Annotated in this window: 13 protein-coding genes; 7 read left to right on the top strand and 6 right to left on the bottom strand. The window is 63.7% G+C overall.

Annotation, left to right across the window (positions count from 1 at the left end):
- Positions 1-72 precede the first annotated feature (72 nt).
- Entirely contained in the window at positions 73-540 is a 468-nt protein-coding gene (locus AB4Y36_RS13330; RefSeq protein ID WP_069263065.1) for a PRC-barrel domain-containing protein, read from the top strand.
- 464 nt (positions 541-1,004) lie between these two features.
- The gene (locus tag AB4Y36_RS13335; RefSeq protein WP_368683194.1) at positions 1,005-1,610 is read left to right on the top strand and encodes a response regulator receiver protein; all 606 of its coding nucleotides are present in this window, start codon (positions 1,005-1,007) and stop codon (positions 1,608-1,610) included.
- A gap of 11 nt (positions 1,611-1,621) precedes the next feature.
- Here the strand turns inward: AB4Y36_RS13335 and AB4Y36_RS13340 are convergent, their stop codons facing one another.
- The 5 genes from AB4Y36_RS13340 to AB4Y36_RS13360 form a co-directional block, all read right to left on the bottom strand.
- Positions 1,622-3,961: a PAS domain S-box protein gene (locus AB4Y36_RS13340; protein ID WP_368683195.1), complete on the bottom strand. Its 2,340-nt coding sequence runs from the start codon at positions 3,959-3,961 to the stop codon at positions 1,622-1,624.
- Between the two features lie 334 nt (positions 3,962-4,295).
- A complete protein-coding gene (locus AB4Y36_RS13345) occupies positions 4,296-5,036 on the bottom strand; it encodes an endonuclease/exonuclease/phosphatase family protein (RefSeq protein WP_368683196.1) in 741 nt (246 codons plus the stop codon).
- Positions 5,033-7,072 (bottom strand): VTT domain-containing protein, encoded by a 2,040-nt coding sequence (locus AB4Y36_RS13350; protein ID WP_368683197.1) that lies wholly within the window; start codon positions 7,070-7,072, stop codon positions 5,033-5,035. The genes AB4Y36_RS13345 and AB4Y36_RS13350 overlap by 4 nt, the downstream gene beginning before the upstream one ends.
- 338 nt (positions 7,073-7,410) lie before the next feature.
- The gene (locus AB4Y36_RS13355) at positions 7,411-8,658 is read right to left on the bottom strand and encodes a phosphatidylserine decarboxylase family protein (RefSeq protein WP_342949738.1); all 1,248 of its coding nucleotides are present in this window, start codon (positions 8,656-8,658) and stop codon (positions 7,411-7,413) included.
- 147 nt (positions 8,659-8,805) lie between these two features.
- Positions 8,806-9,807 (bottom strand): SDR family oxidoreductase, encoded by a 1,002-nt coding sequence (locus AB4Y36_RS13360; protein ID WP_368602777.1) that lies wholly within the window; start codon positions 9,805-9,807, stop codon positions 8,806-8,808.
- Positions 9,808-10,021: 214 nt separating this feature from the next.
- Between AB4Y36_RS13360 and AB4Y36_RS13365 the strand changes: the two genes are divergently transcribed.
- The 5 genes from AB4Y36_RS13365 (at position 10,022) to AB4Y36_RS13385 (ending at position 19,284) form a co-directional block, all read left to right on the top strand.
- Complete coding sequence (locus AB4Y36_RS13365; RefSeq protein ID WP_342949736.1) at positions 10,022-10,213, top strand: hypothetical protein; 192 nt, start codon at positions 10,022-10,024, stop codon at positions 10,211-10,213.
- A gap of 235 nt (positions 10,214-10,448) precedes the next feature.
- On the top strand, positions 10,449-10,961 hold the full coding sequence (locus AB4Y36_RS13370) for a DUF421 domain-containing protein (protein WP_368618337.1): 513 nt from the start codon (positions 10,449-10,451) through the stop codon (positions 10,959-10,961).
- 91 nt (positions 10,962-11,052) lie between these two features.
- Positions 11,053-13,449 carry an FdhF/YdeP family oxidoreductase gene (locus AB4Y36_RS13375; protein WP_368683198.1) on the top strand — a complete coding sequence of 799 codons (2,397 nt, stop codon included), beginning with the start codon at positions 11,053-11,055 and terminating at the stop codon, positions 13,447-13,449.
- Between the two features lie 580 nt (positions 13,450-14,029).
- Positions 14,030-18,181, top strand: coding sequence for a CheR family methyltransferase (locus AB4Y36_RS13380; RefSeq protein WP_368683199.1), 4,152 nt, complete (start codon positions 14,030-14,032; stop codon positions 18,179-18,181).
- 104 nt (positions 18,182-18,285) lie between these two features.
- Positions 18,286-19,284 carry a chemotaxis protein CheB gene (locus AB4Y36_RS13385; RefSeq protein WP_368602780.1) on the top strand — a complete coding sequence of 333 codons (999 nt, stop codon included), beginning with the start codon at positions 18,286-18,288 and terminating at the stop codon, positions 19,282-19,284.
- Between the two features lie 79 nt (positions 19,285-19,363).
- Here AB4Y36_RS13385 and AB4Y36_RS13390 read toward each other — a convergent pair whose 3' ends face one another.
- Positions 19,364-20,479: a glycosyltransferase family 4 protein gene (locus tag AB4Y36_RS13390; protein ID WP_368683200.1), complete on the bottom strand. Its 1,116-nt coding sequence runs from the start codon at positions 20,477-20,479 to the stop codon at positions 19,364-19,366.
- Between the last annotated feature and the right edge of the window lie 406 nt (positions 20,480-20,885).

Raw genomic sequence — 20,885 nt, forward strand, 5'->3', positions numbered from 1 at the left:
AAACGGAGTGTTTGCGTCCGCGGCATGCGGGATGCTGTTCAGTGATCGCCTCTAACCACCCTGGAGCACGAAATGACTACCTCTGATCCACTCTCGCCCAACGCTGGCGCCAAGATCACCGGAGGCGGTATCGGCGATGGGCCGGGCCCTGAAGTCATGGCCGCCGCCACGCTCGACGGCAACAAGGTTTATTCGTCCGACGGCGAGCACGTGGGCAAGATCTCCGACATCATGCTTGATGTGCGAAGCGCCCGCGTTGCTTACGCCGTGCTGTCCGAAGGCGGATTTCTCGGTATGGGAACCACCCTTCACGCGATCCCGTGGAGCGCGCTGACGCTGGACACTGCCGAAAAATGTTTCCGCGTCGACCAGACGGCCCAGCGCATCAAGGACGACCCCGGCTTCGACAAGGATCACTGGCCTTCGATGGCCGACGTTTCGTGGGGTACGCAATTGCATGACTACTACAACCGACGCCCGTACTGGAGCGCGAGCGGATCGCCTGTCGCGCGCAGTGGATCGGAGGACCCACTGCTCTGAGAGCCAACAGCGGAGGTTTGGCAGTGATGCCTCCCTACGGCTATGAATGTCCGCGCTGTGGCCTCTTCGAGGCCCGGCGCGCGATCGCCCAGCGAGACCACGAACGCGCTTGCACGGCTTCATGAGAACGCTATGCAGCGACGGGAGCGCCGGGCGGCTGCATGCCATTCTCCGAATGATGGTCTGACTATTCGCGATGAGCCATCCTGTTAACCATACCCAACCTCACTATCTCCACGGTTCGCATCGCGATGCATGCTCTATTGTGGCCGGAGCCCCATATTTTCTTTTAATTCGTTTCCCATCGAATTCAGAATTAATATTTGTGCTCCGGGCCTGAAGGCTTGGCTTCGAATTCGCAAGGTCCGGAAAAGCTTCCGGAATAATTGCCAATTTCTCACGACTGATCGTCTGAAGGCGTGGCGCCCCTATGTCCTTCCTTATGTATCTCACGTGAAATCTCCATGCTGAAGCCCGACGACGCGCTCGCATTCGGTACTGCGGTGGCCGAGCTGAAAAGAGCGACGCAGGACCTGGAACGCCTTGAGCACGATCCAGCGACGTCCCCCGCTGGGCTTGCGAGGGCGCAGGATCGCTATTATCTGTCTCGACTGGAGTGGCTGCGCAGCGAGTGCCAGCTGCGCAGGTCAGCCGCCCATGGCGTACCGAAACCAGCGCCGGTATCCGGACCGATTGTGATTGTTGGACACGACAAGTGGGTCCGGGATTCGTTAGCCGTTTTGCTCGACGTGAAGGGTTACGGGCGGGGTTACGGGCGCTCGAAGGCGCGTGCCTTCGATACCTGGCACGAAGTCTGGCTCGAACCATCGCAACTGATCGTCGTCGATGTCTCGCTGTTTTCTCGCGGCGCCTCCACGTTGCTGATAGAGGGCTTTGATACCTGCATCGAAAGACCACCTATCATCGCACTGGTGTGGCCGCAGGACGCGCCGGCTTTCACCGGCAAGGTCGACGAGATCATCCACAAACCACTGGCGCTCAATGAGCTGCTAAACGCGATCGACAGGATCGGCGACTGCCATGTCGAGCGCATCACAGACGACCGCTGACCGCGTGCCGGTCATGCTCCCGCACGTGCCGACTCAATGAGATCGCGCAACTGCTCTGCCGAAAACGGTTTGCGCACGGAGGCGAACTCAAAGCCCACATCGCGGGCGGGCGGCGCCTCGGTGCCCGAAGCAAAGATGACTTTCAGTGTCGGCACCCGCTGAAGTGCAATCCGGGCGAGTTCGATGCCCGACCCGTCGGGCAGCGCGATATCAGTGACAAGGATCTGCACACTTTCACTCACCTCGCGCAGGGCGCACTCCAGATTGCCGGCCTCCCGGACTGCGTAGCCCATCTGCGACAGTAGTTCGCTCACTGCTTCGCGGGAAGCAGCGTCATCGTCGACTACAAGTATGGAAACTTGCGGCGCGCCCGCGTTGGGTGCACTTCGCGCAGCGGGACGAACCGGACCGGGCCGATGTGCCAGCATGCGCCGTATTTTCCTTGCCAGCTGTTCACGGCTGTACGGCTTGCTGAGCAGATGCACCCCCGGGTCAAGCCGTCCTCCATGGACGATGGCGTTCTGTGTGTAGCCCGAAGTAAAGAGTACCTTCAGGCCCGGCAAGACACGCACCGCCATTTTTGCCATTTCGGTGCTGCGCATCGGCCCCGGCATCACCACGTCGGAAAACAGCAGATCAATCCTGGCGCCGCTCCGGATGATCACCATCGCGCCTTGTGCGTCATCCGCCTTCAGCACGACGTAACCAAGTTCGGTGAGCATCTCGATCACGGTGGACTGAACACGCTTGTCGTCTTCGACCACGAGAATGGTTTCTGAGCCGCCCGGAACTCGTGGCATCGGTAAAGGCTCCGGCTCGACAACCTCTTCCGTCGATCGCGGCAGGTAGATCTTGACCGTGGTCCCGTGTTCGACTTCGCTGTAGATCCGCATGTGGCCTCTACTCTGCTTGACGAAGCCGTAGGCCATGCTCAATCCCAGTCCCGTCCCTTCCCCTTCGGCCTTGGTGCTGAAATACGGTTCGAACGCATGCTCCATCACTTCCGGCGGCATGCCCGTGCCTGTGTCCGTAATCGCAAGCAGCACATACTGCCCCTCGGCGACATCGTCAGGAAGCGCGTGATAGTGGCTGTCGAGCGTTGTGTTCGACAACTCAAGCGTCAGCTGACCGCCCCGGGGCATCGCGTCGCGGCTGTTGATGGCGAGATTCAGCACGACATTCTCCAGGTGATTGGGGTCGACGAGCGTGTTCCAGAGACCACCCGAGACCACCGTTTCCACCTGAATCATTTCGCCGAGCGCCCGGCGCAGCATGTCGTTCATATTCCTGAGCATGACCGCAAGGTTGACCACTGCGGGCTGCAATGCTTGCCGCCGACCGAAGGCGAGCAGTTGTGAAGCGAGGGTTGCGCCTTGCTCGGTCGCCTCGATTGCCTTTTCGAGGCGCTCGCGGGACCAGGAATCGCGGTGGCGGCGCTCCAGCAGCTCGAGATTGCCACGCAGCACCTGAAGGACGTTGTTGAAGTCGTGCGCGACTCCGCCGGTCAGCTTGCCGATGGCTTCCATTTTCTGCGACTGCAGCAATGCGGCCCGCGCCTTCTCCAGCTGTTCCTGGGCAACCTTGCGCTCGGTCACGTCGCGCGTGATCTTGGCGAAGCCAACGAGTTCGCCGTGCTCATCCCGAATCGCATCAATGATGGCGTTGGCCCAGAAACGACTTCCGTCTTTCCTGACGCGCCATCCTTCCGCTTCGAAGCGGCCCTCACGCGCAGCGATCTCCAGACCGCGTTCGGGTAGCCCCTTCGCAGCGTCTTCGGGCGTATAGAACCACCGCAGGTGAGTCCCGACGATTTCGTCCGCCTCGTAGCCCTTGATTCTGGCAGCGCCGACGTTCCAGTTCGTGACAATGCCCTCTGGCGAGAGCATGAAGAGCGCGTAGTCGGTAACACCCTGGACGAGCAGCCTGAAATTGCGCTCGCTTTCGAGCACTGCTTCGTGAGCAAGCCGCTTGTCCGTGACATCCCGGACGATGTTTGCGAACCCGCTCAAATTTCCGTCCGGTGCCGAAAGCGGTATAACCAGGACGTTCGCCCAAAAACGTGAGCCGTCCTTGCGCAAGCGCCACGCCTCGGCCTCGCAGTGCCCGTGCTCACGGGCAGACTGCAGCATCGCCTCCGGCACGCCGGCTTGCCTGTCCTCGGCGGCGTGGAAAACGGAGAAGTGCTTGCCGATTATCTCCGCGGCATCGTAACCGCTGATGCGCGCCGCGCCTGGGTTCCAGGTGGCGACGATTCCCGCATCCGTCAGACGGAAGATCCCGTACTCGGAGACGCGAGCGATCAGCGCCATTTCCCAGGCCATCGCTGGGTCGGTGGATGGAGACTGGGACATGCGCTGCTCCATTATCGCGACTCGCTGCGCGACTCCCGGCGCTTCCCGCAAACCGCGGCGTCGAAAACGGCGTCAACAATGACTTTCAGCATTGGCCCTCCCGATGGAATCCTGAACAGCACACCCCAGAGTGGACGTAGAGAGCAATTTCTGAGCCTTGGGTGAATTCGTCCCGAGCCCGACATTGGAACAAGCCGTATTTCCGTGAACGAGTCCATCCGCGGCGGGCATACGGCCAGTGGCGATATCCTTCACACAAATAATCTGCCAGTTTGGAGGGATGCCTCGGCGCCTGTTATGTCGCTTTCCCACGCATTTGGCTGAGATAGCTCACCTATCGCGCCCCGGCCGAGATGTGTGCGACGACCGGCAGATGATCCGAGGCCACCGGTGCCTCGCCGTGGCTCCAGGCCTGCACGCTCGCCAGGCGCGACGCTGGATGCATCCACACGCGATCGAGCGCGAGCATGGGCCAGCGCGAGGGAAAAGTGGCTGGTGCCGGCGCTGCCCGGAAATGCCCGGCCAGCATGCGCAATGCGCGGCCCCATAGCAACCACTCGTTGATGTCGCCCGCAAGTATGACGGGAAGCCCCGGCCGGTCGAATGCTGTCAGCAGCTGGGCAATCTGTGCGCGCCGCTCACGCGGCCGCAAACCGAGATGCGTCGCGACCACGCGCAGCGCCTCGCCGTTGCACAGGAGGTCGACGTCGAGTGCGCCGCGTGGCTCGCGCCCGCCAAAGGAGAGGTCGAGCGTGCGCGCCTCGGTCACAGGCCACCGTGTGAGCACCGCGTTGCCAAATCGGCGCTGAGGCGTATCAAGCGTCGGGCCCGCTACGGCCCGGCGGTTCGTGGCGCGGGCGAGTCCCGCCAAAACATCGGCGCTCGCCGCGGCCGCGCCCCCCAGTGGCACTTCCTGCAGCGCAACGATGTCGGCATCGATTTCCATGAGCACGCGCGCAATGCGCTCCGGTGCGCGTGCGCCGTCCGTTCCCACTGCGCCGTGAATGTTCCAGGTGACAAGCGTCAGCTCGCCGCCCCGCCCGCCTTGCACCTCCTTCACGAGACCGGCTGTCACTTCGGGCCGCCTTTCGCCGCAGCGTTTCCTTGCGATGCACGCGCTCCGAAAAAGCGCTGCAGCGCTGCGGACAGTGCCACCAGCACGGCACCGATTGCCGCAAGCAATGCCACCGATCCGACTCCCGGATGGTGCACAGCGGCGGCAAGCTGTTGCGCGAAGGTGGCACCGAGGATGATGCCAGGCCCCATGCCAATGAGCGTGCCCAGCAGATAGTCGCGCAGTCCGATGTGCGAAGCGCCCGCCGCCAGATTGACGAGCACGAAAGGGGCCAACGGGAGAATGCGCAGCACGACCACCGCGGCCACGCCTTGTTTGCCAAGCCGCGCCGAAAGCAGGTTCAGGCGCGAACCGGCGTGCCGCCGCACCGCGTCGCGGCCAGCCCATCGGCCGATCGAATAGGTGATCAGTGCGGCGAGCAGCGATCCAGCCAACGCATAGAGACTACCCGCGAACGCGCCGAATAACACCCCCGCGCAGACGATCAGAACCGTGACAGGCACCGAAGCGACTGCCGCAAGCGCATAAGCGCCCACCACGAGCATGGGCCCGAAGCGCGCGGCCGCGAGCGCCCGGGCCGCGTTGCCGATACTGCCGAGGTTCGCATAGCGAGCGAGCCCTGTGTAGTGCCATGCCAGCGTCATCAAAACGGCAAAGAGCGCGCCCAGGCCGAGCAGCATGAGCCGTCCGGTAATCGAGCGTCCCCCGCGGCCGGGCACGAACTCGCGCACGACTTCGTCCGGCACGGCAGGTTGCTCCGGATCGACTACGGCGCTTTCGGGAACCCATCGGTCGAGCATCGCACTCACCTTCGGCTCGAGCACGTGCAGACCGCGCGTGCCGCCTGCAAAAGCACCGATCACCCGGTGGATGTCGCCCTCGAATCGCACGAAAGCGGCGTCGACCTGCGCGCGATCCACGCCCAGATGCTCCGCAAGCAGCGCATTGCGTATCGCCGCGATCGCGGCGCGCACACGTTGGTCGCCGGCGGCTTCCAGCACGACGTTGCATTCTGTATCGAGCACCATCGATCGATTGTTTAGGTTCGCACTCCCAACGATCAGCAGCGTATCGTCGACGATCATGAGCTTGCTGTGGACGTTTATGGATATGTCACCTGAGTCGCCGCTCCAAGGCGAGTACAGTCGTAGCCGCGCATACCGGTCCATTTCACGCAGTCTACGATAGAGTCGCGCGCGCAGCGTGCCCATGGTCGCGGCTTGCAGCCAGCCGGTCTGTTCGCGCGGCATGACGGCGGCGACCGCGGGCGGATCGGGCTGCGAAAGCCGCTGCGCGAGTGCGTCGCCCACGGCACTCGCCGTAAAGTACTGATTCTCGATGTAGAGGGTTCGGCGCGCAGCGTCAATCGCGGCGCGATAGAGGGCGCCGATCTGCTGGACCCCTTCGCGGTGATCATGGGGAGCGCACGTAAGCGCAATCCCCAGCTTCACGTCCTCGATATCGGGCGCGTAGCCCGGGGGCCAGGGATCGACGCTTGCAGATGGGGACGCCGGCGAGCGGACCGGCTCAGTCGCAGGCCACGGGGACACTTCCTGCGCGCGCGGGGCCCGCCGCGAGACCCTCTGCGCCATATGCCACCGCTCGTTCGCTATTGCCGCTACAGTGCGGGCGGCCTCGCCGTCGAACATGGCCTGTATGTCATGGGTCGGTCCATAGTACTGGCGCGGACCGTTGCTCCGGCGCGGCTCATATGGCGCGTGCGCGGACGAATCCCAACGTGAACGGGCAAGATCAATGCCTCCCACGAAGGCCAGCCGGTCGTCCACGACCACCATCTTCTGGTGATGCGAGGCACCCGGTGGGTGATGGCTGTCCAGCCGCACGTCCATGCGCTTGCCGCTGCGCCAGCCCAGCTTGTATGCGGGCAACCATTCGCGCTCGAGCGCATACAGCATGGCAAAATCCCACGCCAGAATCCGAACGTGCAACAGAGGACGGCTGGCCACCACGGCGGCAAGAAAATCGCCGAGCGGCTCGGGGAATCCATCGCCCGCGCCCGCGGGCACAAGCGTCATGCGGCTGTCAATGTCCCAGCCGACAATGATCACGCTGCGGCGCGCCCGGACTATCGCTACACGTAGCGCCGCGAAATAGTCCGCCGCGTCGATCAGCAGACGGAAACGCGCGGCATGACGAACGCATTCGCAGGTCTGGCCAGGCTGGAGCAAGTTTGGGGAACCGGCGCGCGGGTCCTCGAGCGCACCGCTTGGACGCCTCTTGATCTGCGGGTTCATGCGTGGACCGGCGCAATTCGCGGTCCCGAATCACTTAGCCTGCATACGACCGGATCAGACCACGGCTGGTCTCGGCGCAAGTGGCCCCGTGTAGATCACGGTTGCCACTGCGTTCCGGTTCAAGCGCCGCTGCGCGCGAAAGCCAACGCCGAATTGACGCGGAGTGGCGGCACGTCGTCATGCCACGGTGGTCGCGGCGCGAAGCGCTCGACGACGCCCGGCTGGAAAATCAGGCAGTAGGTGCTTCCCCCGTACTGAAACCACCCGAGCTCGTCGCCCTTTCCAAGCTCATCGCCTGGGCGTACGCATATCTGGCATGACGAAACCTCGGCCATGCCCACGAAGACGCACGCAACTTCCCCAATGACAGGGTTGTCGCTTTCGATGACGATCACTGCGCGAGCGGCAACGGCAGTGGTGTAGCCCTGGGAGTCGTTAAGTCCACTCGGGTCTTCGCCCTCCGCTTCGGCATCCGAATAGTAGGTGCCGTCGACGTTGTAGGCTTCGCGGACCCTGCCGTCGACAGGAGCGTGCCACCGATGGTAGTTGTACGCGCTCAGATAGCCCTGGTACACCGTGCCACCGACAAAGCGTCGGGCAAGCGCCTCGTCGCTCGACGTCAGTATCTCCTTGAGCGAATAGGGCTGCGACTTGATCCAGAAGCGGTCGATCAGCTGCACGCCCTCGCGCACGTCGAAGGGCGACGCTTCGCACGCGTTCACGATCACGGCAGGATCGTCCGGGCTCGCCACCGGCCGGGCGCCGGGACGCAGATGGCGCGTAAAGAAACCGTTCCACGAATCGAAGCCCCAATGCGCTCGCGTACGATCATGGACGAAGTCGTCCATCCCGAGCTTCTCCAACGCGGGAGGGCTGAACCAGCCCTTCGGCGCATCGTTGAGCCATACGCGTGACCGTGGGCCGCTGAGAAACGCGCACCACGTATTGAGGACGCGACGCAACTGCGCATTGAACGCCGGATCCCGGAAAACCGCATAGCCGGACGGCATGCACATTGGCCATTCAAGAACGGTATTGAGTGGCGTGGCCATCGGTGCATCGCTGTCGAATGGCGGGCTGTATGTCGTCAGATAGTCAATGATGGCGAGCAGCTCGTGGATATCCGAATACCCCAGCTGCTTACCCTGCTCAAGCGCCTCGCTTATCGCTCGCGCGAGGTTCATCCGTAGCACCGGATCGCCGTCAATGAGTTTTCCGAGATCCTGCACGACGCTGGACAGCGCTGCACGCGCCGCGCGCGCTCGGGCCTGCCGCGCGATTTCCAGCCTGAACGCCGCGCTTTTTTGCTCCTCGCCTGGCATCCAGTTACCGAGGCGCCGGCGCACTGCTCCCGTTTCCATACTCATTGCCCTCCTCCACGCAATGTCGAAGTCCCAGCAATCCGCACGCCCGCTACGTTGGGGAGCCGCGTTCACGAACAGCCGTCCTGCCACTGAGCGAACCGTCAATCTCAGCATAGAGAGTGGCAACACGACGACCATTCGTCGCGATACTCACGGGTTGCCCGCTCCACCCGAGGCGCCGTAGATCTGTCCGGTAATGTACGAGGCCTGCGCCGATGCGAGTTCGACATAGATCGGCGCGATTTCTGCCGGCTGACCCGGCCGGCCCATCGGCACCTGCTCGCCGAACTTCTGCACGTTCTCCATGGTCTGGCCACCACTCACTTGCAGTGCGGTCCAGAAAGGTCCTGGCGCCACACCATTGACCCGGATTCCCCGCTTGATCATTTGCTTCGCGAGCCCCTTGGTGAAGTTCGCTATTGCCGCCTTGGTCATGGCGTAGTCGAGCAAGTTAGCAGACGGGTCGTAGGCGTTAACGGAAGTCGTGTTGATAATTGCGGCGCCTGCCTGCATGTGCGGAATGGCCGCCCTGGTGATCCAGAACATCGCATACAGGTTGGTCTTGAGGGTCCAGTCGAACTGCTCGGTGCTGATGTCGAGGATCGAGTCGTGACTTTGCTGTCGTCCCGCATTGTTCACGAGGACCTCGAGGCCGCCTAGCCCTGACACCGCGCGTTCCACCAGCGATTGACACGCCGCTTCGCTGCGGATGTCGACTGCCAGCGGAACCGCCTTGCGGCCTGCAGACTGAATCAACTGTACAACTTCGCGGGCATCCGGCTCCTCCTGCGGCAGGTAGGCGATCGCGACATCGGCGCCCTCCCGCGCGAACGCGATGGCGGCTGCGCGGCCAATGCCCGAGTCGCCGCCCGTCACGAGCGCCTTGCGGCCGCTTAGACGCCCAGTGCCGCGATAGCTCGTTTCCCCGTGGTCGGGCCGCGGCGTCATGCGTCCCGCGAGTCCGGGCCAGGGTTGCTGCTGGGCAGGAAATGGCGGATGCGGATAAGCGGCGCGGGGATCTTCCTGCGGCGTCGGACCACTCGCGGTACCCGGCTCCTGCGCCATCGCGGCGGGCGCTACTGCGGCAAGGACACCTGCCGAGGCGGCTTGCATCCAATTGCGACGGGACGCCGATATTTCGCGGGAAGGCATGCTGGACTCCAATAGGGATGGGCAACGGAAAGGCGAACCTGTTTGTTTGTGCCCGCCTTCTGCGCATTCACCGTACCCACGGCCTCGGCCGGTACGCCGTCGCGGTCGGCGCTGCGGGAGGGTCTTCGCGGGCTGGGCATGGCGACTGCGCTCAATCCTGCCTGATCGTCAGGCCTGAAAACGCCAGACGGCATTCACTTTCAAGGGGCTAGCCATGCAACGTTCAAAGCCGGAATCTGGCCAGAATGAAATTCCATTGAATCCGGGTGACGAAGGCCAACCGGGCGCGCCAGGCGTAGGCGAGGACCTGTGCGGAGCCTGCCACGGCACCGGGCTGGTGCAGGGCAAGCGCTGTGCCGTTTGCGGAGGCACGGGAAAGGTCATGCAAGGAATCGGCGGCGGCTGAGCCGCCATCGCTGCGCGCGCCGCTTACGCTCACGTCGTGCGAGGCACGGCACAATGACTTTGCCTCGACGTCTGCTTGCTGGCTGTTGCGGTCCTGATCGCGCTGCTGGTTCATTGCATGCCGGGTATCGTTCCCGCGCCACGCACGGTTGATGCGTGGGAACGGGGCGGCGAGGTCCAGGCGCTCGCGTCGCCTCGCCCCCCGGTGCTCGAAGCAAGGACTGGAGGTGCGAAAAATGAACACACTGAACGCGGTTTTCGGGGAAGGCAAGGATCTCGACGCGTGGCAGATGGCTGCCCGCGCCGCAGCAGCGTTCCTGCTTACCCTCGTCCTCATCCGTATTTCGGGCAGGCGGTCCTTCGGGCAGCGCTCGACCTTCGACTATGTCGTTGCCATCCTGCTCGGCGCAACCCTGAGCCGGTTCATTGTCGGCGCGTCGCCTGCCGTCCCCACCGTCGCGGCGTCCCTCGTGCTCGTGCTGATGCACCGGGCGCTTGGGTGGCTGTGTGTGCGCTCACGCTTCGTCGAGCGCGTCATTGGCGGTGAGGCCCGTACGGTGTACCGCGACGGGACCTTCGATGATGCGCAGATGTCCGCGGCGCTCATCACGCGGGCCGATGTGCTCGAAGCCGTCCGCGTCGGACTTCACGGTTCCTCGCTCGATAGGGTCGAGGCTGCGCTGCTGGAAAGGAATGGCGAAATCAGCCTGATCGTGAAGCCCAGCGCCGACGAACGCAACAGCCGCTGACAAGGCACTGCAAATTTCGCCCCGGACGGCCGAGCGCGTGGAATGGGGCTTGCGCACCGGAAGCGCGTTCACGTCCCGCGCGAGGCATGCCATGGCAAAAGGTCAGAGATCGAAGGAAACGCCCCAGGCGCGGGAGAGCCGCCGGACTTCGGAGTATCCCTACGCCTCCGGTGGCTGGGGATCGCTGAAGGCCGTCACCCGTATCCTCGTGAAGGAGAAGGTTGCGCTCAAGGACATGAGTCTGCTTCCCCTTCAAAACAAGCCGGAAGGCTTCATGTGCGTGAGCTGCTCGTGGGCCAAACCAGCCAGGCCACACGCCTTCGAGTTTTGCGAAAGCGGAGCAAAAGCCACGGCGTGGGACACGACGCCGAAACGGGCCGACCGGGAATTCTTTGCTGCACACAGCGTGACCGAACTCATGCAATGGCACGACCATGACCTCGAAGAGGCGGGCCGCCTGACCGAACCGATGCGCTACGACGCGGCAACCGATCATCTGGTGCCGGTTTCGTGGGAAGAAGCATTTGAGTCGATCGGCGCCGAACTTCGCGGGCTTGATCCGAAGGGCGTTGTCTTCTACACCTCGGGCCGCGCGTCCCTCGAGGCGTCGTACATGCTCCAGCTTTTCGCGCGAATGTACGGGACCAACAACCTGCCCGACAGTTCGAACATGTGCCACGAAAGCACGAGTGTCGGCCTGAAGGAGGCCATCGGCGTGGGCGTAGGAACGATCGGCCTCGATGATTTCGACACGACCGACCTGATGTTTTTCTTCGGGCAGAACGTAGGCACGAATAGCCCCCGCATGCTCCACCAGTTGCAGGATGCGCGTCGGCGCGGCGTGCCGATCATCACCTTCAACCCGCTGCGCGAACCGGGCCTCGTCGCCTTTGCCAATCCGCAGTCGCCCCACGACATGCTGCTGCCTGCGAACACGCAGATCAGTACCCAGTACCATCAGTTGCGTGTGGGCGGCGACACGGCGGCGATAACAGGAATCTGCAAGGCCGTTATCGAAGCGCATGACAAGGCAGTTTCACTGGGGCAGCCGCCGGTACTCGATCTCGTCTTCATCGAAGCACACACCAAGGGTTTTGACGAATTCGCGCACTTCGTCCGCGAGACCGGCTGGGACGCCATCGAGCGAGAAAGCGGCTTGCAGCGCGTTGCGCTGGAAGCCGCCGCGCGCGAGTATAGCGTCGCCAACGCGGTCATCGTTCATTACGGCATGGGCCTCACGCAGCACCGTCTGGGCGTCCAGAACGTTCGCATGATCTGCAATCTCCTGTTTCTGCGTGGCAACATCGGCAGGCCGGGCGCAGGTCCCTCGCCAGTGCGAGGACACTCCAACGTGCAGGGACAACGCACGGTCGGCATCACGGAGAAGCCCGAACTCGCCCCGCTGGACGAGCTCGCGAAGCAGTTCAACTTCGAGCCGCCGCGCGATAAAGGGTTCAACACGGTCGAAGCCTTCGAAGCGATGCTGGAGGGCACGGTGAAGGCCGTCGTCAATTTCGGCGGCAACCTTGTGCGTTCGGTGCCTGACAGGAACCGCACACAACCTGCATGGGCGAACCTGCAACTTGCTGTGAACGTGGCGACGAAACTCAACCGCAGCCATCTGGTGCACGCGAAGACCACCTATGTGCTGCCTTGCCTGAGCCGTATCGAAATCGATCGAACCGGTGGACATGAACAGTTCGTCTCGATGGAGGACAGCACGGCGCGTTTCCATGGCTCGCGGGGCGTGGCCGAACCTGCCGCGCCGACCGTACGGTCCGAACCCTTCATCATCGCGGGGCTTGCTCGCGCCACGTTGCGCGAGCGTTCGACCGTCGACTGGGAGGACTGGTGCGCGGACTACGCGCGGGTGCGTACGGAAATGGGCAAGACATGGCCCGCGATGTTCGCCGGCTTCGAGTCGAGCATGTGGACACCTGGCGGGGTTGTACGGCCGCTGCCCGCGCGCGAACGCACGTGGAAAACCAAAAGCGGCAAGGCAGAATTCATGGTTCCCGAAGCGCTTTCAGAAGATCCCGACATGAATGAGCGCGAGCCCGACGCGCTGCGGCTGATGTCCCTGCGCGCGGATGGCCAGTTCAACACGACGCTTTATAGCCTTGATGACCGCTTCCGTGGCGTGAAGGGCTCGCGCATGGTTGTACTGATGAACCGCGATGACATGGAGGCACGCGACATAGAAGAGGGCGACCGCGTAACACTGCGCACCATCGCGGACGATGGCGTTGTGCGTGAGGTTGCGGGCCTTGCGGCGAAGCCCTACGATATCCCCCGCGGATGCGCCGCAGGTTACTATCCCGAATGCAATCCCCTGCTCCCGCTGTGGCACTACGCAAAGGAAAGCAAGGTCCCCGGTGCGAAATCGATACCGGTGCGCGTGGTCGCGATTGAACCAAAGCGTGCGCGCGGAAGTGGGTCCGACAGTGCGGGCAGCGACAAGTTGCCTGGAGGAACCGCTTCGCACTAAGTGCCACGACAGCGGGCAAGTGGCTCCAACGGTGAAACTCGTAGCGCCGGCAGTGCGCCGCGGCGGCGGCCTGCTGGATGTCGACAAGACAGGGTGGCCCCCCCTGGAGAACACCTGCCGTCGAGCGCCTGCTTCATCGCAACCCTAACGGCTGTCGGCCGTTCCGCGCGTTTCGTCTCGTCCGTGCGTGCGTCGTCGAACCCGCTCCTCCGAAGCCGGATCGCTTCGCGCCCGCCGTCCGGACATACAAACAACGCTTTTATCTGGTGATATCCCCTGCGTTCAACCGTGCCAGGTCGCCGAAAAACGCCATCCCTGTCATGTGGCCGCCTTGTCAGACAAGCGGGCAATGATGGTGAGCTGCGAAGAGCGGGCAAGTGCCGCGTTCCATGCAACCGGCCCTCCCCGGCGCGCCACGGCGGGATCAGTGTCGAGCGCCGTTGACCGTCGGTCTCATCGGCAGTAATGTGCGATTCCGTCAGCGCATACGGGGCGCCCTCGCCGTCGGTACGCTCCGCAATGAAGCCGGACTGATGGACCCCGCGTGCCGGGCCGGCGGTGACAACGAAAGGACTTCAGCATGACAACTAGTGCTCCAGGCGAAGACAGCCATGCCAGCGGCGCGCGCCGCGTGACGACTGGCTCGCCATTCGCGGTCGTCGGCATTGGGGCGTCTGCCGGCGGCGTCCCCGCGCTGGTCGACTTCTTCAGTAACGTGCCCGCCTCAATGGAGATGGCGTTCGTCGTCATTCTGCACCTCTCGCCGGAGCACGAAAGTCATGCCGACGCGATCCTTCAACGGGCGACCTCCATGCCCGTGAAACAGGTCACCGCGTTGACGCGCCTGGAGAAGGATCACGTCTACGTGATCGCGCCAGGCAAGCAGCTGCACCTGTCGGACGGCTGCCTGAAGGTGACCGATCGCTACGAACATGACCGCAGGATTCTCACGATTGACGAGTTCTTCCGCACCCTGGCCGACGCCCAGGGTATGCGGGCCATGGGAATCGTGCTCTCGGGCACCGGTTCGGACGGCGCAGCGGGGCTCAGTCGCATCAGGGAAAGCGGCGGCGTGACGATGGCTCAAGACCCGAGTGACGCCGAATATCCGGAAATGCCTCAGCATGCCATCACGACCGGTCATGTCGACATCATCCTGCCCGCGGCTGCAATGCCCGGCAAACTCCGCGAATTAAGGAACAACGCCCAGCGGATCCACGTGCCCGAACTGGACGGGATGACGCCCGGGAAGGACGCACCGGATATTCCGCGAACCGGTGACGAACGCGCGCTCCAGGATATCCTCATGCACCTGCGAGTACGTACCGGCCACGATTTCCGGCATTACAAGCGCGCAACGGTGCTGCGCCGCGTCGAGCGGCGGCTGCAGGTGAACGGGCTGACAGATCTCGAGAGTTATCGCAATTTCCTGCGTAGCACGCCGGACGAAACCAGTGCGCTGCTGGCCGATATGCTGATCGGCGTGACGCAGTTCTTTCGGGACCGGGAGGCCTTCGATGTTTTGCGGCACGCAGTGATCCCCGGTTTGTTCCGTACTGCCGCCAGCGATGGGCAGATCCGGGCCTGGGTTGCCGGCTGCTCGACCGGCGAGGAGGCGTATTCCGTCGCGTTGCTGATGGCGCAGGCGCGCGAGGCGGCCGGATCGGCTTCGGCGATGCAGGTATTCGCGACGGATATCGACGACGCGGCCATTGCGCGGGCGCGTTCAGGATCCTATCCCGAGTCGATTGCTGTCGACGTGCCCGCCGACCTGCTGCGACGCTACTTTACGCATGAAGGGGGGCGGTATGCCATTGTCAAGCCGGTACGTGAGCGCATTCTCTTTGCCGCGCACAGCCTGCTCAAGGATCCGCCGTTTTCCCATCTCGACCTGATTACGTGCCGCAACGTGCTGATTTACCTGGAGCGCTCGGTACAGAGACAGATCCTCGAACTGTTCCACTTTGCACTGCGCCCCGACGGCTATCTGTTCCTTGGGTCCGCAGAATCGGCCGACGCTGCCGATGATCTTTTCGCCGTCGTCGACAAGAAACATCGCGTTTATCGAGCGCGCAAGATCGTCAATCGTGCAAGGCAAGCTACGGCCTTTCCCTCGCTCGCGCAGGCGAGCGGGGTCCCCGAGGAGGTGCAGGCGGTCGCGGGAAGCGCAGTCCCGCCGCCTCCGGTCGAGCGCCGGAGCTTCTCCTTCTCCGCCCTGCACCAGCGGGTCCTGGAAGAATACGCGCCGCCGAGCGTCATCGTGGACCGTGATTCGGCGATCGTGCATCTATCCGACAACGCGGGCAGGTTCCTGCACCACGCCGGGGGCGAGCCGTCGACGAATATCATGACCGTCGTCGTGCCGGAACTGCGTCTCGATCTGCGTACGACGTTGTTCCGTGCCCTGCAGACCGGAGCGAGCGTCGAGGCGAGGCGCGTGAAGATGGTCCGCGACGGCCGCCCGTCGTGGATCAACATGACTGTTCGCCCGTTCCATGATCAGGGCGTGAACGCCGACTTCTTCCTGGTGCTTTTCGACGAGGTGCAGGAACGCATGTCGGACGAAGGCGAAGCCGAGCAAAAGGGGCAGGACCCGGTTCTCATGCAGCTCGAACAGGAGCTGCAGCACAGCCGCGAGCAGCTGTCCACTACCATCGAGCAGTACGAAACTTCCGTCGAGGAACTCAAGGCTTCGAACGAAGAACTCCAGGCAATCAACGAGGAGCTCCGCTCGGCGACGGAGGAGCTCGAAAGCAGCAAGGAAGAGCTGCAGTCGGTCAACGAGGAACTCACCACGTTGAACTCGGAGCTGCACGCGCGTGTCGAGGAAACCGCCAAGGCTAACGATGACCTGCAGAACATCATCGTCTCGACCGAGATTGCGACCGTTTTTGTCGACAGGAAGATCCAGGTCAAACGCTTCACCCCGAGCGCCACACACATCTTCAAGCTGATCGAGTCCGACATCGGACGCTCGCTGTTCGACATCACGCACTCCCTGAATCACCCCACGCTAGCCGCGGACGTCAAGGAAGCCTTCGAGACGCTCAAGCTGATCGAGCGCGAACTGCAAAGCCAGGATGGGCGTTGGTATCTGATGCGTCTGCTTCCCTACCGAACGGCCGACGACCGTATCGACGGCGCCGTGCTCACGCTTATCGATATCACCGCGCGCCACGAGGCAGAAGAGCAGGCACGCATCGGCGAGCAGCGGCTGCGGCTCGTGGCGCAGTCAACCAACGACTATGCCATCATCGTTCACGATCGCGCCGGCAGCATTGTCAGCTGGAATACGGGCGCGGAACGGATCTTCGGCTACACCGAACGCGAGGTCATGGGCCAGGATATCGCGCTCATCTACGAGCCGGACGACCGCGATGCGCACGTTGCGGCGAGCCAACGGGAAGCCGCCGGCATTGAGGGCCGCGCTGACGATGAGCGCTGGCACGTCACCCGGGACCAGCGGCGCGTATGGTGCAGCGGCGTCGTCACGCCGATCGCCGATGCCTCCTTCACCGGCTTCGCCACGATCCTGCGCGATCTCACGCAGCGCAAGCAGCGCGAGGATGCAAAAGAGATCGCGTTGCTGCACGAACAGGAGGCAAGGCAAAGGCAAAGCGAATCGAACCAGCTCAAGGACGATTTCATTGCGGTCCTTTCGCACGAGCTGAAGCACCCGTTGAATCTGATAGGCATGAAGGCAGAAATATTGACGCGGCAGCCCGAGACCCGCGAGATCACGTTTGTGCGGGAAACCGCCGACGCGATTCGCCGTGCGGTTCGGGGCCAGGCGCAGATCATCGACGACCTGCAGGACCTGTCGCGGGTGCGCACCGGCAAACTGGCGCTGGAGCTGGAGCCGCTCGACATTGCCTCGATGCTGCAGGGCATCGCGGGCGCCTGCACACAGGATACAAGGGCGAAAGGCATCGACCTGTCGGTAACCGTCCCCCCACCGCCGGTTATGGTCCATGCGGATCGCACCCGCTGCGAACAGATCCTGTGGAACCTCGTTTCCAATGCGATCAAGTTCACCGGTGACGGCGGCAGGATCGAGCTGCGCCTCGCTCCTGAAGCGTCGATGGTGCGGATCGATGTGATCGACAGCGGCCAGGGCATCGCCCAGGAGGAACTCCCGCACATCTTCGACATGTACCGCCAGGGAATCCGCGGCCGCTCAAAGACAGGCCTCGGAATCGGGCTTGCACTGGTCAGGCAGCTGGTTGAAATGCATGGCGGGCGCGCGGTCGCCCATTCCGACGGTCCGGGCCTCGGATGCGCGATGACAGTGTGGCTGCCGGCCGTCGAAGCGGCAGGCGAGTCCGGCGCTGCAGCGCTACCGGCCGGTTCGCTCTCAGGTGTACGAGCCATGATCGTACTTGATGATCCGGATACCGCAGCCTCGTTGGGAAAACTTCTCGAACTGGAGGGCGCATCGACCGTGATGCTGGCTGGCGCAGACACGGTCCTGGCGGCACTGGAAGCAGAAGTCGTTGATGTCCTGATTTGTGACGTCGGCAGCTCTGGCATCGACGCCGCCACGATCACCGCCCATCTGCGGTCAGATCCGCGGCTTGCGAATCTTCGATCTGTCGCGGTGACCGCGAACGACACCGAGGCGAACCGGCGCGCCGCACGCGAAACTGGCTTCGACGCGCATGTGAGCAAACCGGTCGACTTCCAGACACTGGTTCGGGTGCTCCGCGACCTCCTGCCAGCGCTGCGCCGGTAAAAAAAGGGCGGCGTGCCTGAGCGCGACGCGGCCGCTGCATGCAGCGGTGTGCCGTTCCTGCCGGTCGCTGCACAGCGGGACCGCCAAATGCGCTCGCTAGAGGCATGGAACAACGTGACATTGTCGTCATTGGCGGCTCACGCGGTGCGTTCGGCGTTTTGCGCATGATCGCCGCCGGTCTGCCCGCCGATCTCCCGGCCGCCATCTGCATCGTGCTGCACGTTGGCAGGCACGATAGCGTGCTGCCTCAGTTGATGTCGAATTGGGGCCCCCTGCCTGCCAGCCATCCCGCCGACGGCGAAGCGCTCGAGAATGGCAGGATTTACATCGCGCCGCCTGACCGGCACATGCGGGTGTCGCAGGGGCGACTCAGACTGGATAGCGGAGCCGCCGAGAACTTCGCGCGACCCGCGGCGGATCCGCTATTCAGGTCGGCCGCGCTGGATTACGGAGCCCGCGTGGTCGCCGCCGTCCTTACCGGCGACCTCGATGACGGCGCGGCAGGCCTTGCCACCGTCCGGGCGCATGGCGGCTACTGCATCGTGCAGGATCCTGACGATTGCGAGGCGCATTCGATGCCCCGTTCGGCGCTTGCGGCCGCAGGCGCGGACGCTATCGCCGACGCGGCGCATCTGGCAGCGCGCATCGTCGCCGCAGTGCGCGGCGCTCCAGTGAAGGAGCCGCTCCCGATGTCCACGAACGACCTTTCTCTTGAGGCGCGTCTGGACCAGCTTGACGTGCTGCAGCCCGAGGACCTCGACCGGATCGGCGAGCGCTCGCCGCTCGCCTGCCCGGAATGCGGCGGCATGCTATGGCGCGTGCTTGACGATCGGGTACTACGTTACCGCTGCCACACCGGCCATGCATACAATGCACTCTCGCTCGAAGATGGCCATGAAAAGGCTGAAGAAAACGCGATCTGGACGGCCATACGGACGATCAACGAACGCATTGTCTTTGCAAGAGAGCGGCAGAAATGGGCCGAGCGCGTCGGTGACAAACAGCAGATAGAGATCGAACAGGCGCGCATCAACGAAGGGATGACGCTCCTTGACGCGCTCCGGCATGCGTTTCCCGCAACCCGCACTGACCGGCGGCCTTGAAGCCGATACGACTACCGAGGCATACCCGCGTAGTGGATAGACAACCTGCCGCTCTCCCATGCGTGCGGCCAATCAGCGGTTATGACGCGAGCCTCGTTCGGCTCGCCTCACTCGCTTGCGATAGGCAGCTCCCGACCCATGCTGGCGCCGTATGCATCGCGCCGCGTCGCGCGATCAGCGTGTCGTATGCGGCGAGATAGTCATCGCACATGCGTTCGGCCGTAAAGCGTCGCTCGAATTCGGCGCGGCAGCTGTCGCGGGAAAGCGAAGGCAAGCGTGCTACCGCATCGACGGCCGCTTCCAATCCCTCGACGATGAACCCGCTGACCCCATTGCGGAGGACCTCGGGCACAGCGCCGCGCCGGTTGGCAATCACTGGCGTTCCGCTCGCGAGTGCCTCGATCATGACAAGTCCAAACGGCTCGTCCCAGGTGATCGGCATCAACAACGCTTCAGCGCGGCTCAACAGCATCGTGCGCAACTCGCCGCCCACTTCCCCGAGATACTCCACGCAGCTGGCATGTCGCCTGAGCAGTGGACGCATACGATCCTCGAACCAGGCGCGCTCTCCCGAATGGACTGCTGCCGCCATCTTCAACGGCTTGCCGGATCGTCGGGCGATTTCGATGGCCGCGTCGGGCCCCTTGCCCGGCATCATGCGGCCCATCCACAGCAGATAGCCGTCGTGAACCGCGCTGGGCCTGAACAGATCGAACGGCAAGCCGTGCCCGATCGTCGAGAGCCAGTTCGCGTGCGGAGCGCCCTCACGCTGCGCTTGCGACAGTGCGACGAGCACCGCGTCCCGCGATACATCCAGCAGCACGCCCAGATCCTGCGGGCGGATTACGCCGTGCAGTGTCGTGAGCGAAGCGACGTTCAGTCGGCACGCCAGCGGCAGATGCAGCGGTTCGGTGTGAAAATGCATGACGTCGAACTCGTGCGCTCGCGCGGCCACCCGCTCCAGCTGCGCAACATGGTGAACCAGTGTGTCGGTAACGTCCCGGTCGTGCCATAGTGCCCGCGCGCAGCAGGGGATGAGGGTGGCGTGAGTCTGCGAATCGCCACTCGCGAACAGCGTCACCTCGTGGCCGCGCTCGACCAGGGCTTCGGTCAGGTAATGCACGATCCGCTCAGTGGCACCGTAACGCTGCGGCGGTACGCATTCATAAAGCGGGGCGATCTGGGCAATACGCATGTCATTCCTTCGCAAGCGCAACCGGCACCGGGAAATGTCGGCGCACTAGTCGGGGCCTGGTACGCGGCGCGCGACTCGATGGATGAGGGGCGAACGGTTCCGACGCCGCTGTGAGCGTCGGAGCGCGCACCCACTCGGTCGTGCCGGGCACGACGACTTCACTGCGTCGAGCTCGCCTTCGGATGGGTCGTCTTCCGGTGGTGCATCGTCCCGCTCGACGGGCCAGAATTGCCCATGGTGTTGCCACCCTGGGCATTCGATTCCGTGGCCGTAGAGCCGCCGGAGTTGGGCGCGCTCATGCCTGTGCCGCCGCCACCGCCAGAGCCTCCTCCGGTGCCTCCTCCGGTGCCGCCTCCACTGCCACCTCCACTGCCGCCACCGCTACCCCCACCTCCACCGCCTCCGG

Source organism: Paraburkholderia sp. BR10936 (assembly GCF_040965735.1).
GTDB lineage: Bacteria > Pseudomonadota > Gammaproteobacteria > Burkholderiales > Burkholderiaceae > Paraburkholderia > Paraburkholderia nodosa_A.

Coding starts and splice junctions, on each gene's coding strand:
- AB4Y36_RS13330 (WP_069263065.1), top strand. CDS start 73: ATGACTACCTCTGATCCACTCTCGCCCAACGCTGGCGCCAAGATCACC.
- AB4Y36_RS13390 (WP_368683200.1), bottom strand. CDS start 20,479: ATGCGTATTGCCCAGATCGCCCCGCTTTATGAATGCGTACCGCCGCAG.
- AB4Y36_RS13335 (WP_368683194.1), top strand. CDS start 1,005: ATGCTGAAGCCCGACGACGCGCTCGCATTCGGTACTGCGGTGGCCGAG.
- AB4Y36_RS13350 (WP_368683197.1), bottom strand. CDS start 7,072: ATGACGCTTGTGCCCGCGGGCGCGGGCGATGGATTCCCCGAGCCGCTC.
- AB4Y36_RS13340 (WP_368683195.1), bottom strand. CDS start 3,961: ATGTCCCAGTCTCCATCCACCGACCCAGCGATGGCCTGGGAAATGGCG.
- AB4Y36_RS13355 (WP_342949738.1), bottom strand. CDS start 8,658: ATGAGTATGGAAACGGGAGCAGTGCGCCGGCGCCTCGGTAACTGGATG.
- AB4Y36_RS13370 (WP_368618337.1), top strand. CDS start 10,449: ATGAACACACTGAACGCGGTTTTCGGGGAAGGCAAGGATCTCGACGCG.
- AB4Y36_RS13380 (WP_368683199.1), top strand. CDS start 14,030: ATGACAACTAGTGCTCCAGGCGAAGACAGCCATGCCAGCGGCGCGCGC.
- AB4Y36_RS13375 (WP_368683198.1), top strand. CDS start 11,053: ATGGCAAAAGGTCAGAGATCGAAGGAAACGCCCCAGGCGCGGGAGAGC.
- AB4Y36_RS13360 (WP_368602777.1), bottom strand. CDS start 9,807: ATGCCTTCCCGCGAAATATCGGCGTCCCGTCGCAATTGGATGCAAGCC.
- AB4Y36_RS13385 (WP_368602780.1), top strand. CDS start 18,286: ATGGAACAACGTGACATTGTCGTCATTGGCGGCTCACGCGGTGCGTTC.
- AB4Y36_RS13365 (WP_342949736.1), top strand. CDS start 10,022: ATGCAACGTTCAAAGCCGGAATCTGGCCAGAATGAAATTCCATTGAAT.